The following is an 11,765-nucleotide window of genomic DNA, read 5'->3' on the forward strand; positions in this document are numbered from 1 at the left end:
ATGCAGGGCCGGGCATCTGTCATCGACGGCGACACCGTCGAGATTGCCGGTCAGCGCGTCCGCTTCAATGGCATCGACGCTCCCGAGAGCCGCCAGCACTGCGACCATGCCAAGGGCTTTGACTACCCATGCGGGCGCCGCGCTGCCCAAGCCTTGGACAAGTTCCTGGCGGCTTCGCGACCACTGCATTGCAGTTTTGTCGATCGTGATCGGTACGGGCGTCCTGTCGGGAACTGCAATCGCGCCGACGGCCGAAGCGTTCAGAAATGGCTAGTTGAACAAGGCCTTGCTCTAGATTGGCCTCGCTATTCGAACGGGGCATTCGCCGCCGAGCAAGTCTCAGCCAAGGCTGCGCATCGCGGAGTTTGGCAGGGCCGCTTCGATCAACCATGGGACTGGCGGGATGCCAACGCCGACAAGGTCGAGAGCGTCAGCGAGCAATCGACCGGCTTCGGCCTTCTTGGTGGCTGCAGCATCAAGGGAAACATAAGCGTCAACACTGGCGACAAGATCTATCACGTCCCCGGTCAGGAGTATTATGCGGAAACCCGCATCAGCCCTTTCAAGGGCGAACGGTGGTTCTGTAGCGAGGCTGAGGCACAGGCGGCCGGCTGGCGGAGGGCAAGGCGATAACCTCACTGAGCATCTGTGTGCCAGGGAAGACCACCGCGAAAACCAGAGCGAAAGCCGTGGACGGTAATTTCCGTCTGCTTCATGCGCCGAAGCAACATCATCATGGCCATGTTGGACAGAGGATTCTCACCATCGCGGGTAAAGACAAATTCCCCCTGCCGTTGCTTGTGCAGGGTTTCCAGAATCGCCAGGGCCTCGACCGATAACGGAACGGTATGCGGGGCGCCGGCCTTCATGCGCTCTTTGGGCACGTTCCAGAGCCTTGAGCGCTATCGATCCCAGCTCGCAGTCCTGACCGCAGAGCGCCAACCGGAGATCGACGCATTGTCGCACAAGCTCGCGCGTCAGGAGCAGGCGATCGCCAGGTTCCTCGACCGGCAGGGCGAAGCTGCTGACATGAGCGAGCAGGTCTAGCGACGCCGCTGTTCAAGCGACGCGGTGGCGTTGCGGATGATGCCGCATGCGACAAGCACACGAGCGACCATCGTCGTGATGGTGGCTGCGGCAGCGATACGGCAGGATCGCACACCAGCGATTGGCAGATGGTCATGACCGCCTGTCCTTCGGTTCCCATGTCGAAATCGAGGTCCCGTGCCGGTCCTCCCTCGGGCTTTAGGCGGTCCTGAACCGGCGGCCGTTCGCTTCAAGGCCGCGTTCCGCGCCGCGGGGCGGCCGGATCGAACCGGTCTCGACATGGCAGGCCCGCGTCCTGCGCGAGGGCTGACGGGGCCCTGCTTGGCCGCAAACCTTCCATGCTCGCCTCGGTCGGCCCGGACCCTGAAGCGCCCGTCATACCGCCGGTTCTGTCGGTCCGCGCCCGAGGGAGGGCCGGCACGGGGCCGGTCCGAGCTTTGGGAAACCGAAGAAGGAAAATGACATGACCAAGAAAGCTGCCAACGCCCGCTCCAGCGCCCGCGTCGTCCCGCTCCGCAAGGGCACCACAATCCAGATGGTCCGGCTCGCCTGCCCCGATGCCGCACAATGCTCCCTCATTTCCGAGAGCTTCGGCCTGCCGGTCCTCGACAGCGACGGCATCCGCGAGCTGCACGAGAAGCTCATCATCGATACGGCCGCAGCGCTCGACGAGGGACTTGGCGAACGCGCCATGCAGATCCACCTGCAGCGCATCGTCGGAGCGTATGTCGGCTCCGCTCATGGCGCCGGCCAATTCTACAGCCGCTCCGTGACCGAGGCCCGCGATGCGACGGCCAAGGCCGCCTGCGATGATCGCGACGAGGATGTCGGTGGCCCGGTCGGCTTCGATAGCGCCGCCCAGCGCAAGCGGGAGTTCGCCGCCGACATGGCGCTCCAGGCCCACGCGCTGCGTATGGCCGCCGAGGGCGCCGTCAATGCCTATGAGCAGGTCGTCGGCGAGGTCTGGAAGCCCTTCGAACGGCCGGTGGAGAACCCCGGGCAGAGCGTCGATCGCAAGGCAGCCGACCTGCAGATGGCGGCTCTCGGATGAGCCGCTGACTGCGGCGGGGCTCCGGCCCCGCCTGTCTTTACCTCAGCGATTCGGTCCCTACCGGGGCCGGCCTCCATTATGCCGCTATTTCGCCCGTCAACTGCGCGGGCTCAATGGAAACTTCTCGACATCGTCATTCCATGGATCGAACACGACCGCACCTGACGGCCTGGTGTCCTTGACGTTCCGCGTCACCAGATAAAGGTCGTGCTCGATCGCCGTGGACGCGAGCAGCGTGTCGATCACCGGCGGCGCATGGCCGCTGGCGCGCTTGCCTGCCCCGGAAATCCGGCCCCAGCGCCGAACGACTTCGTCCTCAAGCGACAGCACGCGATGACCGAACCGCTCCGCCAGCGCATCGCGCGCCGCCATGTAGCGCGGTCGATCCGGATGATCGTCGGGCAGGTTGTGAATGCCCTTGTCGTATTCGGCCAGCGTCAGCACGCTGATATGGAAACTCGTCTCGTCCTGCCCCTCGGCCCAACGCTTCACCGACGGCGCACCCTGCGGATTGATCAGAGCGGCCACGACATTGGTGTCGAGCAGCCATCCCCTCACAGTTCCACGTCCCGGCCGCGATCCATCTCGCGTTCGAGGTTGAGCCCGTCGAGATGCAGGCTCTCCATGAACTGCAAAAAGGGCAGACGGGGTTTCTCCGGCACGAGACGATCGAACTCCTCGACGCTCATCACCACGACTGCGTCATGGCCGCGAACGCTCACACGCTGCGGCCCCTCTTCGCGGGCATGGCGCACCACCTCGCTGAATCGCGCCTTCGCGTCCTCGAGCTTCCACCGTCCTGTCGCCGGACGGGTTGCCGTCCGCGCCTTCTTCGTCACTTGTGTCTGCTTGCCCATCGTCTCACACCTAGTCAGCTAGTCAGACATATAGCACTCGCCCGGCGATGACGCCAGCATCGGCGACAAGACACCGTGGCATCGGGCCCCTGCGCCAGCGCTCCAATCCCGCTCTCTCGTGATGGCTTTCCTGGTGCGGCGGCGGATCTTCCACGATCAACCCGCAAGGGGTCCGCTAGCAAGCTGCGGCCGCTCGGCTTCGCCTTCGCGGTGATCGCGCCCGCCGCCGCACACTGACGGAGCCATCGAGCGGGAATTGGCCCGCTTCCCAAGATGGAGCCCTCAGATGTCCCACGATCTCACCCTCGCTCAGAAAGCCGCCTGGCACCTCGCCCGCACCCTCATGGCCCCCGTGGTTCTCTTCCAGGTCGACGACGAATTCGGCGTCCTGCCGGCCGACGAGCTCGACGACGCCGACGTCGACATCCTCTTCGAATACGATCCCTATAGCGGCGGCCGATCGGTTCACTGAACCGATCTCCTTCCGATCGCCCCCAGGCGGCGCCCAGGGCGCCGTCTTTTCCTTTCTGGCGCCCCCGCTCGCCGCCCCGTCCTGCTCGTGGTCCTGGCGGAGCCAGGCGGTCGGCGCAACGGCGTTGCCGTCCTCCGCTCCCGCTGCGGCCCATGACCACCCCATCGTGCAAGCACGACGGGACCCCGGTCGGGTGCGCAGCCAGCCTTCCTGCTCCGCCGCGGCGGACCCCGTGACGGGGCCGCGATCGGCGCGGCCTCCAGAACCGGAGGTTCATAAAATGAGCAGAAAAGAAGGAAAAGGACCGCGCATCGACATCTACGCGCGGATCACCGACCGCATCGTCGCGGAGCTCGCGAAGGGTGTCCGGCCCTGGATGCAGCCATGGCATTCTGCCAATGCCATCGGCCGCGTTACGCGGCCGTTACGGCATAACGGTCTGCCCTACAGCGGTATGAACGTGCTGCTGCTGTGGTCCGAGGCCATCGCGCGCGGCTTTGCCAGTCCGATGTGGATGACGTTCAAGCAGGCGCTCGAGCTCGGCGGCGCCGTCCGCAAGGGCGAGACCGGCTCGATGGTCGTTTTCGCCAGCCGCTTCACCAAGACCGAAACGGATTCCGCTGGTGAGGAATTCGATCGGGAGATCCCGTTCCTCAAAGCCTACTCGGTATTCAACGTCGCGCAGATCGACGGCCTGCCGGACCATTATTACGGGCACAAGGCGGAACCTGTTCGCGATCCGATTGTGCGCATCAAACATGCCGATCGCTTCTTCGCCAATACCGGCGCGATGATCCGGCATGGCGGCGATCGCGCCTACTTCTCGCCGGCAACCGACCACATTCAGATGCCGCCGTTCCAGACGTTCCGCGACGCCGCGGCGTATGTGGCAACCCTGAGTCATGAAGCCACGCATTGGACTTCGGCGCCGCATCGGGTGAACCGCGACCTCAGCCGCTACGCCAAGGATCGCAGCGAGCGGGCACGCGAAGAACTGATCGCCGAGCTCGGGAGCTGCTTTCTCTCCGCCGATCTCGGTATCGTGCCGGAGCTCGAGCCGCGTCCGGATCATGCGAGCTATCTCGATTCCTGGTTGAAGGTGCTCGCCGACGACAAGCGGGCGATCTTCTCGGCCGCTGCTCACGCGCAGCGTGCCGTCGCCTTCCTGCACGGCCTTCAGCCGGCGGCCTCGGAAGAACGCGAGGCCGCCCGATGTTCCACGCATCCATCATCGGCGGGGAAGATGACGCACCTTCCCCGATCCGCCTGCGCGCCCCTCTCGCTCGGAGTGGGTGTGCAGCCGCCACGAAGCCATCGAGCTATCGCGGCTCTGCGCGGCGCGGCCTGATCTGTCCCGCGTGATGTTGCGCATGTGGCGCGCCTTCGTCTTCCCGGCGCTGTGCTAGGAATGCGGTTTCGTCTGGGCGGTCAGCTATCAGGATGCTGCGATCCATGCCGGCAACCTCTATCGCTTCGACGGCTGGGTGCAGCCCGCCACATCGCAACGGCATCGATCCGCGCTCAGGCACGAAAGGTCGCCGTAAGGTGGTCTGGGGCTGGCGCGACGAGGCCAGCGAGCGACGGCGGCGTCGTGCGATCGAGCTGGTGGCCAGTTCCGACCTCGGCGCCGTCCACCGCCATGATGTCCGTGACTTCGCGCACGGTGCACTCATCAGCCCATGAAGGCAGGTCCACATCCCCTCGCGGGGACGTTGCCGAGCCCAATGTCGCGGAGCATGTGACGCTGCTCGGCGGCGCCGGCACCCAAGGCCTCGTCTTGATGTCAGCCCGCCGGGGGGCAGGGGTTACCGGGTTTCAGAGATCGGCCGCGTCTCGCGGATCAGGATTCCCGGAACGGCGCGAATGCCGGCAGTGGAAACGGCTGTGTCAGTCCCGCCCCATCTGAGCTGCCGGTGGATCTATCCCTCCGAAACGAATTGAGCCCCTAAGTCCATTCGGTTTCCGCACGCAACCCCGCGCGGCGGCGGACCGAGTTGGCGCTTCGCGCCTGCCCGCACCACTCCTTGCCTTGGGGGCGAGCCGTCGCGTTCCGCTCCGGTTGCAGGCGTCTCCCGCTGTCCTTGGCCGGGTCTCGTTCGGAGGGACGGTCCCCCGGACGAACAAAATGGAGACAGGAAATGACCAACATCGTTCTTCTCGCCGGCAATATCGGCAGCGACCCCGAAATGGTGAACACCCGCGGCGGCACCAAGATCACCGACTTCCGGCTGGCTACCTCCCGGCCGAGGCGGGCCGACGGCAAGGTGGTCAAGGGTGAGAACGGCTACGCCGAGCAGGACACCGAATGGCACCGCATCAAGTGCTTCAACGGCCTCGCCGAAACGGTGCAGAAGCACTGCGTCAAGGGCATGAAGGTCGCGGTACGCGGGCGCATCCACTACACAAGGTGGACGGACAATGACGACATCGAGCGCTTCAGCTCCGAGATCGTCGCCGACGCCATCGATTTCCTCGCCTGGCCCAAGCGCGACGGCGCCGGCAACCAGACCGAGATCGACGACGAGATCCCGTTCTGAGCCCGGATCGGATGGCCCCGCCGCGAGACGGGGCCACCCCTCATGCAGAAAGGAGCACCGAGGATGTGCAAAGTTCTCAATGCCCGCATCGTCGGGAAAGCGCCCGCTCCCGGGCGCGTCTATATCGGGCGGCCGAGCAAATGGGGAAATCCCTTCGTCATCGGCCGCGATGGTTCACGCGAGGAGGCCATCGAGAAATATCGCGCGTGGCTCGCGTCGCAACCCGAGTTGCTCGACGCGCTCGACGAACTCCGCGGCCGCGATCTGGTCTGCTGGTGCGCGCCGCAGGGGTGCCACGGCGACGTGCTGATAGAGCTCGCGAACCAGGCCTGACCTCTGCGGCCCCGTCACGCCGACGGGGCCGCATGCCGAGCGCCAAACTTGGGTCGATAGCCGCGGCGCCGCTTGGCGCGCAACAGTTCTAGGAAAAGGCCCACGGCCTCGCCCTCGTCATCGAAGGAGTGCTGGACCATGCGACCGGTCGTTCCGATCCGACCCCATCGGCGCACGAGGCAGGTCTCCCCGAACAACGTCCCTTCGATCGACAGCGCATAGAACCGGGCCATGTTCCGACTCGCGTCCATGCGTTCGATATAGAGGCGATAGCGTTGCGCAACCATGCCAACAGGATCGCGCAGGCGGAGTCCGCTGTCCAATGACAGCTTTGAATCGCTGAACCCGGATCGATTCATTCTCGTGATGGGTCGTTGGACCGGCACACGCCCCGAGGAGCCGGGTTGACAACAGCGGCTTCCTGCCAATCGATGCAGTTCGCGAACCGGAGCCTTCAATTTCTCGACGATCTCGGCCCACCGGAAAGAGCCGCCAGGGCGGTCAGCCGTTCAACGAATCCTTCACCGCCTTCGCCGGCGCGAAGGTGAGCTTTCTCGAGGCGGCGATTTTGATCGTGGCGCCGGTCGACGGGTTGCGCCCCTCACGCGACGGCTACCTTAAACTTGCCGAAGCCCGGTATGCTGGTTCCGCCCCCGATCGGGCGGCGTCCGAGATCTCCTTAAACACGCTTTCCACGATTGCCTTGTAGCCGCGGATACCAATTCCAGGATCTTCCATGCACTGACAAGAGGCGGATGCACACCAGAAGCTTCCGAAATCTCCAAGGTCGCCAGCCCTGCGCTGATCTCCTGGGGTTGGCGAACTATCGCGAACGACGCGTAAAGCGCGAAGACCGGACGACGCTCCTGCCGGGTCCGGGGCCGCGCGCAACGGCTTTGCTGTCCTCCACTGTCGTTCCGGCCCTTCCGGGTGCCCGCGACCCTCATCGCCCCGGCTGACGGGCCGCCGTGCACGTCCGGCATGGCGGCGAAAAGGCCTATTTCATTCCGCCTCTGGTTTTTGTGCAAATGCCTCCGTTCGAGAGCTTCCGGGACGAGCCGAGCTATTGTGCGACTTAGGGCACGAACTGACCCACTGGGTCGGCTCAGAGAAACGGCTTGATCGCAACCTCTCCCGTTATCATAAGGATCCCTCCTTCAGGGCCCACGAAGAACTCGTGGCCGATCTGGGCGGTTGCTTTCTCGGCATCGTTCCGGAGCTCGAGCCTAGGCACGACCACGCAAGCTATCTTGCGAACTGGCTCGAAATTCTCAGCAACGAGAACCGCTTCATCTTCGCCGCGGCAGCGCATGCCCAGCGGGCGGCTCAAATTACCTGCATGAGCTTCAGCGGAGGGCGACACAGGTCGCGGAGTAAACGAGGGCGAGCCTGCGGCTTCGGAGGAGCAACATGATTTGGCAGCAAGTGATTGCGCCTTATCTGGCTACGGCGACGGCGGTTTTTCTACTGCTCGGCAACAGAAACTCTTGAATTCGATCCAGCTTTCACCAACTTTTTTGCTGGGCGCGTCACCCGGCGGTAAAGACGGCGGGACAGATACAGCCCTCCTTCGTGCACTTCGGAGGATCTGGCTTTGAGCGCGGGATTCTGTAAGAGATAGATGTAATGTCAGGGACGCCTGAGATGCGCCGGGATTATCGCAACTGGGATACTGTGATGCTTTGGTCGGGTATCGGGTTCATACTGATCCTATGGTCCACGCCGATTATCAAGGCGCTAGCCGAGTGATTCAGAAAAGGGGGCTCCTAGGCCGCCCTCCTATGTCGAATTTGTATTGTCAGAAGCAGCCGCACTTCGACGATCCGCATCCCGCCCCAGATGGCACCGAAACTGCGAGCGCTTCCGCGCGTGACTCCACGTTCGCCGCGTAGACGGAATCGTTGATAAACTGCTCGCAATCTTTGCCTGCCATCTCGCATCCTCTTCCTTGCGCGTTAGCTTAACCAGGGCCGGGTGGTACTCGCCTTACTGTCGGTCTGTTGGCATCCGCATTCCGATCGGAGGGGCGATGGTGTGCCGAGCTTTATACTGTGTCCAAAGCTCGATCTGAAAACGAGCGCTGTGAAATCGCAGCAAAAGAGGTGAAGAGTGGGCCAGCGCCGAAAACAAACTCCCGGTCATAGAGTGTACCTGCTTGACAGCGAAGCCTTGAGGCAGCAGCGCGCGCTAAACAGGCTTCATTCGGTCACCATTCTCATCGGCCTTATGGCACTCGCCGCATGGACAGGGTACGTGATCAGCGGGTCGGACGGCATTGTTTTCGGCCTCATCCTATCCGGTATCACCCTCCTGGTCGGCTCCGCCTCCGGCGGCGCCCTGTTCCGGCAGGCATATGGGGCCATCGTCCTGGATCGGCACAGTGACCCTGAACTCGTCATGCTGATCGCAGAGCTCGCGCGCCGCGCCGGCCTCCCTCGCGCGCCGACTCTCCACCTGCTGCCTTCGCCCGTCCTGCAGGCCATGGCTGCTGGCGATCGGGAAGATCCCGCCATCGCCGTCACGAGCGGTCTGCTCCAGACGCTCCCGCCGCGGGAACTCGCTGCTGTTCTGGCGCACGAGATCGCCCATATCCGCCACGGCGACATCTTCATCATGCGGCTCGCGGCGACGGCTGGAGCCATGACGCAGGTGATGTCGAGCGTCGGCTTGTTCCTGCTCTTCGCGCTGCTGCCGGTGCTCTGGGCGACGGGCGAGTTTCTGTCGCCCTTCGGCATTCTGCTCCTGACCTTTTCGCCCACTGTCAGCGATCTTCTCCAGCTCTCGCTTTCAAGGCGGCGGGAGTTCCTGGCCGACGCAGGGGCCGTGGAGCTCACGGGCGATCCGCAGGCATTGGCCCTTGCTCTGCGACGGATCGAAGCCATACAGGGAGATGATTGGGAGCGTTTCGACTCGCGCGGGGCACGGTGGCTGCACTGGTTCCGGACGCATCCGAGCACAAGCGAGCGCATCGCGCGCCTGGCGGAACTCGTCTCGCCCGTTCGGCCTGATCTTCCGCTTGCGAACCGGACGGCCTATCTCGACTCGCTCGCCGGACGCGGCGATCGGTCCTGGCGGCAGAATCTCATGCGCCCGTTCGTGTAGGAGGGCAAAGCGGCTAAACGACGCCTAGAGAGATCGAATCGCGAAGAGAAGACAGATCGTGCGTGGAACTTCGCTTAGGCGGGTGCTCGGCTCGGACGTGTTTGTATGCCGGACGACCAGCAGCGAGGTGGCCAGCATGGCCACCCCGCTACATCCCTTTTCATGGTCCGAAGAGTCCCATGCCGCGTCTTTGGCCGTGTCACTTAGCCTTATCCAGTTGCTGAGCGTGCTCGAAATGCCTCTGGACAATGGGAGCGGTCTTTTGCGCGTGTGCCTTTAACGCCGCGGCGTCTCCGCTTTCGGCATAGGAGCTCATCAGCGCAAGCGCTTCCCGATGAGCAGCCACCTGAGCGTCAATATAAGCTTCATCGAAAGCTTCGTTGTCAGCGGTCTTTAGTGCCTCGACCTTGCTGGCGTGCTTCTTTGTCATTTCAGCCGGGACGGTGACGCCGTCTTTCTGCGCGGCAGCCATCAGGTCCTTGGACGCTTTCGTATGATCGTTGATCATCATCTGCGCGAACTCCTGGATGGCGGCTGTTTGCGACTTTTGCATCGCCAGCTCGCTTGAACGGATTTCCAACAAATCGGAGCTGGCCGCCATAGTCGCGAACTCCTGCGGCGATATCTTTGCCGTCTGAGCAAGTGCGATCGAGCCCATCAGTCCGACCGCAGCGGCCGCAATGGCCGTTCTCATGATGTTCATCTCGTCCTCCTTCATGTTTTCGCCAACGGACCCTCCAACCCGCTCGATTGACGATTGTTCCTGCGAAATCTGATGACGTTCCTGCCATCCCTCGGTGACAACGTGGTCAGCATGCTCGCTGTCATCAACCGGTGCCTTTCTGGCATTCCTAGACCAACGCGCTGTCAGTCGCTCCCCATCTGCCCGCCATGATCCGCCCTTGAGAGATGTCCATAGACGTCAGCCGTACAACCTTCCCCAGGAGGCAGTGTAGTCATGACCGACCCTCCCCAGACGCGCCGGCGCAACGAAAGTCACTTGCCAGCGTTGCCGTTGATCGAAGCCGCAGGAGGACGAAATGGCCGATGACAAGACCAAGCGTGATTTCCGCGACCGTAACCTCGTAGCCGTCGACGAGGATTATGAGGTGGAACATTTCGCCCGCGAGAACGGCATCACGCCAGAGCAGGTCCGGGAGCTAATAAAAGCCACTGGGAATGACCGCGGCGCTTTGACAGCCGCTGCAAAGCAATTGAAAACCGTGCTGCAAGGAGGTCCGCTGACCGGCTGATAGAGACATCACCGTGGTTGACGTGGCTGTGGGTGGCACAAGGCGTCTGCAAGGAGGCGGGTACGAAACGGTCTTGGGTCATCTGGGGAAATTGTCACTCACCACAGCCTCCCTACGGGACCTGACCTCACCGACGTTGATCTAGACCTGCTGCGCCGCTGGTTGATGTTGGTGTGGTAGGCTGCGCTGAATGCCTACCCCCGGGAAAACAGTCGACGGGGAAATTCGAGCCTGTGTGGGCACCATTCGGCACGTGCGAGCATACAGGCTGCGGCAAGAATCGACAGGGCTCGCGTTGAGAGCGCTGGGGCAGGTCGTTTCGGATGCCTTCAATCTCAGACCGGGAGCTTGAGAACCGCTAGGGGCCATTGCCGGTTGTGCTTTGACCGGTAATCGGTCTCGCGTTCAGCTCACGTGCCGAATGTGCCGAGCGAATGGAACCGATCACGCTTCGTAAAACCTCGAGTTTTGCGATGCCTGGTTTGTTTGACGGCCTGCAGATCAAGCGGCCTCGTCGAAATTCGAACCCGTCCAGCCTTAAAATGTTCTGCCGGACTGATGCGGAGACCTTTGTGCGAAAGGTGATCGCAATCGCTTCGGGTCCTACGTCGACCTGGCTCAAGCCTAACTCCGCTGCATCTATTCGCAGTCGGCTAACCTCCAGCAGCGTGGCCGCTTCGCTCGGCATGGCTCCAAAGCGATCCTCCACCTCGTCGGCAAATGCGTTGACGTCTAAATGCGTGCTGATGCGGAACAACCGCGAATACAGGCTGAGGCGTATGGCTGGCTCCCGCACATAGCTTTCTGGGAATGACCCTCCGGCCTGCAAGTTGATGTCCGGAAGTTGCATGTCAGAGCGGGGCCCGCCTCGAGCAATCGATGAGGCACGCTCAAGCAGTCGATGATAGAGCCCGACGCCGATGAGCTTGACGTGGCCCGCCTGTTCTTCGCCGAAAAGATCGCCGGCGCCGCGTAGGTCGAGGTCCCTTTGGCTGATGGCCAGGCCAGAGCCAAGCCGGTCAAGAGCTACAAGAGCCGAAAGTCGGGACCTTGTGGCTTCAGCCAATTCCTTGCCGGGCTCGGTCAAGAGAAGTGCAATGCCTTGTATCCTTC

The 11,765-nt window shown here is 63.0% G+C and carries 16 protein-coding genes and 3 pseudogenes; 10 read left to right on the top strand and 9 right to left on the bottom strand.

Annotated elements, in window-relative coordinates; translation table 11 throughout:
* Window positions 1-633, top strand: a 633-nt coding sequence (locus EOA78_RS33045; protein WP_164784047.1) for a thermonuclease family protein, incomplete at its 5' end; no start/stop codon positions are given.
* A gap of 2 nt (window positions 634-635) precedes the next feature.
* On the opposite strand, the gene EOA78_RS33050 is transcribed toward EOA78_RS33045, so the two are convergent.
* On the bottom strand, window positions 636-869 hold the full coding sequence (locus tag EOA78_RS33050; RefSeq protein WP_127319698.1) for a hypothetical protein: 234 nt from the start codon (window positions 867-869) through the stop codon (window positions 636-638).
* Between EOA78_RS33050 and EOA78_RS33055 the strand changes: the two genes are divergently transcribed.
* Together EOA78_RS33055 and EOA78_RS33065 are read left to right on the top strand one after the other, a co-directional pair.
* Window positions 868-1,047, top strand: a complete 180-nt coding sequence (locus EOA78_RS33055; RefSeq protein ID WP_127319700.1) for a hypothetical protein — start codon at window positions 868-870, stop codon at window positions 1,045-1,047. The genes EOA78_RS33050 and EOA78_RS33055 overlap by 2 nt on opposite strands.
* Window positions 1,048-1,510: 463 nt before the next feature.
* On the top strand, window positions 1,511-2,098 hold the full coding sequence (locus EOA78_RS33065; RefSeq protein WP_127319702.1) for a hypothetical protein: 588 nt from the start codon (window positions 1,511-1,513) through the stop codon (window positions 2,096-2,098).
* A 96-nt stretch (window positions 2,099-2,194) separates the two neighbouring features.
* Here EOA78_RS33065 and EOA78_RS33070 read toward each other — a convergent pair whose 3' ends face one another.
* Together EOA78_RS33070 and EOA78_RS33075 are read right to left on the bottom strand one after the other, a co-directional pair.
* A complete protein-coding gene (locus tag EOA78_RS33070; protein ID WP_029350757.1) occupies window positions 2,195-2,656 on the bottom strand; it encodes a type II toxin-antitoxin system VapC family toxin in 462 nt (153 codons plus the stop codon).
* Window positions 2,653-2,955 (bottom strand): type II toxin-antitoxin system Phd/YefM family antitoxin, encoded by a 303-nt coding sequence (locus tag EOA78_RS33075; RefSeq protein WP_023801727.1) that lies wholly within the window; start codon window positions 2,953-2,955, stop codon window positions 2,653-2,655. Before EOA78_RS33075 ends, EOA78_RS33070 begins: the two co-directional genes overlap by 4 nt.
* Before the next feature lie 286 nt (window positions 2,956-3,241).
* Here EOA78_RS33075 and EOA78_RS33080 point away from each other — a divergent pair, with 286 nt between their 5' ends.
* Both EOA78_RS33080 and EOA78_RS33085 read left to right on the top strand, forming a co-directional pair.
* On the top strand, window positions 3,242-3,427 hold the full coding sequence (locus EOA78_RS33080; RefSeq protein ID WP_127319704.1) for a hypothetical protein: 186 nt from the start codon (window positions 3,242-3,244) through the stop codon (window positions 3,425-3,427).
* A gap of 280 nt (window positions 3,428-3,707) precedes the next feature.
* Window positions 3,708-4,637, top strand: a pseudogene (locus tag EOA78_RS33085) (zincin-like metallopeptidase domain-containing protein); the annotation flags it as partial.
* Window positions 4,638-4,948: 311 nt separating this feature from the next.
* Here EOA78_RS33085 and EOA78_RS36310 read toward each other — a convergent pair.
* The gene (locus EOA78_RS36310; protein ID WP_164784050.1) at window positions 4,949-5,089 is read right to left on the bottom strand and encodes a hypothetical protein; all 141 of its coding nucleotides are present in this window, start codon (window positions 5,087-5,089) and stop codon (window positions 4,949-4,951) included.
* Window positions 5,090-5,565: 476 nt separating this feature from the next.
* Here EOA78_RS36310 and EOA78_RS33090 point away from each other — a divergent pair, with 476 nt between their 5' ends.
* Together EOA78_RS33090 and EOA78_RS33095 are read left to right on the top strand one after the other, a co-directional pair.
* The gene (locus EOA78_RS33090; protein WP_127319706.1) at window positions 5,566-5,964 is read left to right on the top strand and encodes a single-stranded DNA-binding protein; all 399 of its coding nucleotides are present in this window, start codon (window positions 5,566-5,568) and stop codon (window positions 5,962-5,964) included.
* Between the two features lie 63 nt (window positions 5,965-6,027).
* Complete coding sequence (locus EOA78_RS33095; RefSeq protein WP_127319708.1) at window positions 6,028-6,297, top strand: DUF4326 domain-containing protein; 270 nt, start codon at window positions 6,028-6,030, stop codon at window positions 6,295-6,297.
* Between the two features lie 14 nt (window positions 6,298-6,311).
* Here EOA78_RS33095 and EOA78_RS33100 read toward each other — a convergent pair whose 3' ends face one another.
* Window positions 6,312-6,584, bottom strand: coding sequence for a WGR domain-containing protein (locus EOA78_RS33100; RefSeq protein WP_127319720.1), 273 nt, complete (start codon window positions 6,582-6,584; stop codon window positions 6,312-6,314).
* Between the two features lie 214 nt (window positions 6,585-6,798).
* Window positions 6,799-7,002, bottom strand: a pseudogene (locus EOA78_RS33105) (HU family DNA-binding protein); the annotation flags it as partial.
* A 269-nt stretch (window positions 7,003-7,271) separates the two neighbouring features.
* Between EOA78_RS33105 and EOA78_RS33110 the strand changes: the two are divergent.
* A pseudogene (locus tag EOA78_RS33110) lies at window positions 7,272-7,674 on the top strand (zincin-like metallopeptidase domain-containing protein); the annotation flags it as partial.
* A 421-nt stretch (window positions 7,675-8,095) separates the two neighbouring features.
* Here the strand turns inward: EOA78_RS33110 and EOA78_RS37825 are convergent.
* Window positions 8,096-8,230, bottom strand: coding sequence for a hypothetical protein (locus EOA78_RS37825; RefSeq protein ID WP_281034094.1), 135 nt, complete (start codon window positions 8,228-8,230; stop codon window positions 8,096-8,098).
* 176 nt (window positions 8,231-8,406) lie between these two features.
* Between EOA78_RS37825 and EOA78_RS33115 the strand changes: the two genes are divergently transcribed.
* Window positions 8,407-9,399, top strand: a complete 993-nt coding sequence (locus tag EOA78_RS33115) for a zinc metalloprotease HtpX (protein ID WP_206533550.1) — start codon at window positions 8,407-8,409, stop codon at window positions 9,397-9,399.
* Between the two features lie 199 nt (window positions 9,400-9,598).
* Here EOA78_RS33115 and EOA78_RS33120 read toward each other — a convergent pair whose 3' ends face one another.
* The gene (locus tag EOA78_RS33120) at window positions 9,599-10,102 is read right to left on the bottom strand and encodes a DUF4142 domain-containing protein (protein ID WP_127319712.1); all 504 of its coding nucleotides are present in this window, start codon (window positions 10,100-10,102) and stop codon (window positions 9,599-9,601) included.
* A gap of 337 nt (window positions 10,103-10,439) precedes the next feature.
* On the opposite strand from EOA78_RS33120, the gene EOA78_RS33125 reads away from it, so the two are divergent.
* Complete coding sequence (locus EOA78_RS33125; RefSeq protein WP_127319714.1) at window positions 10,440-10,652, top strand: DUF3606 domain-containing protein; 213 nt, start codon at window positions 10,440-10,442, stop codon at window positions 10,650-10,652.
* Between the two features lie 358 nt (window positions 10,653-11,010).
* Here the strand turns inward: EOA78_RS33125 and EOA78_RS33130 are convergent.
* On the bottom strand, window positions 11,011-11,765 hold a 755-nt coding region (locus EOA78_RS33130), incomplete at its 5' end, for a TRCF domain-containing protein (RefSeq protein WP_348628518.1).

Source organism: Mesorhizobium sp. M5C.F.Cr.IN.023.01.1.1 (genome assembly GCF_003997585.1).
GTDB classification, from domain to species: Bacteria; Pseudomonadota; Alphaproteobacteria; order Rhizobiales; family Rhizobiaceae; genus Mesorhizobium; species Mesorhizobium wenxiniae.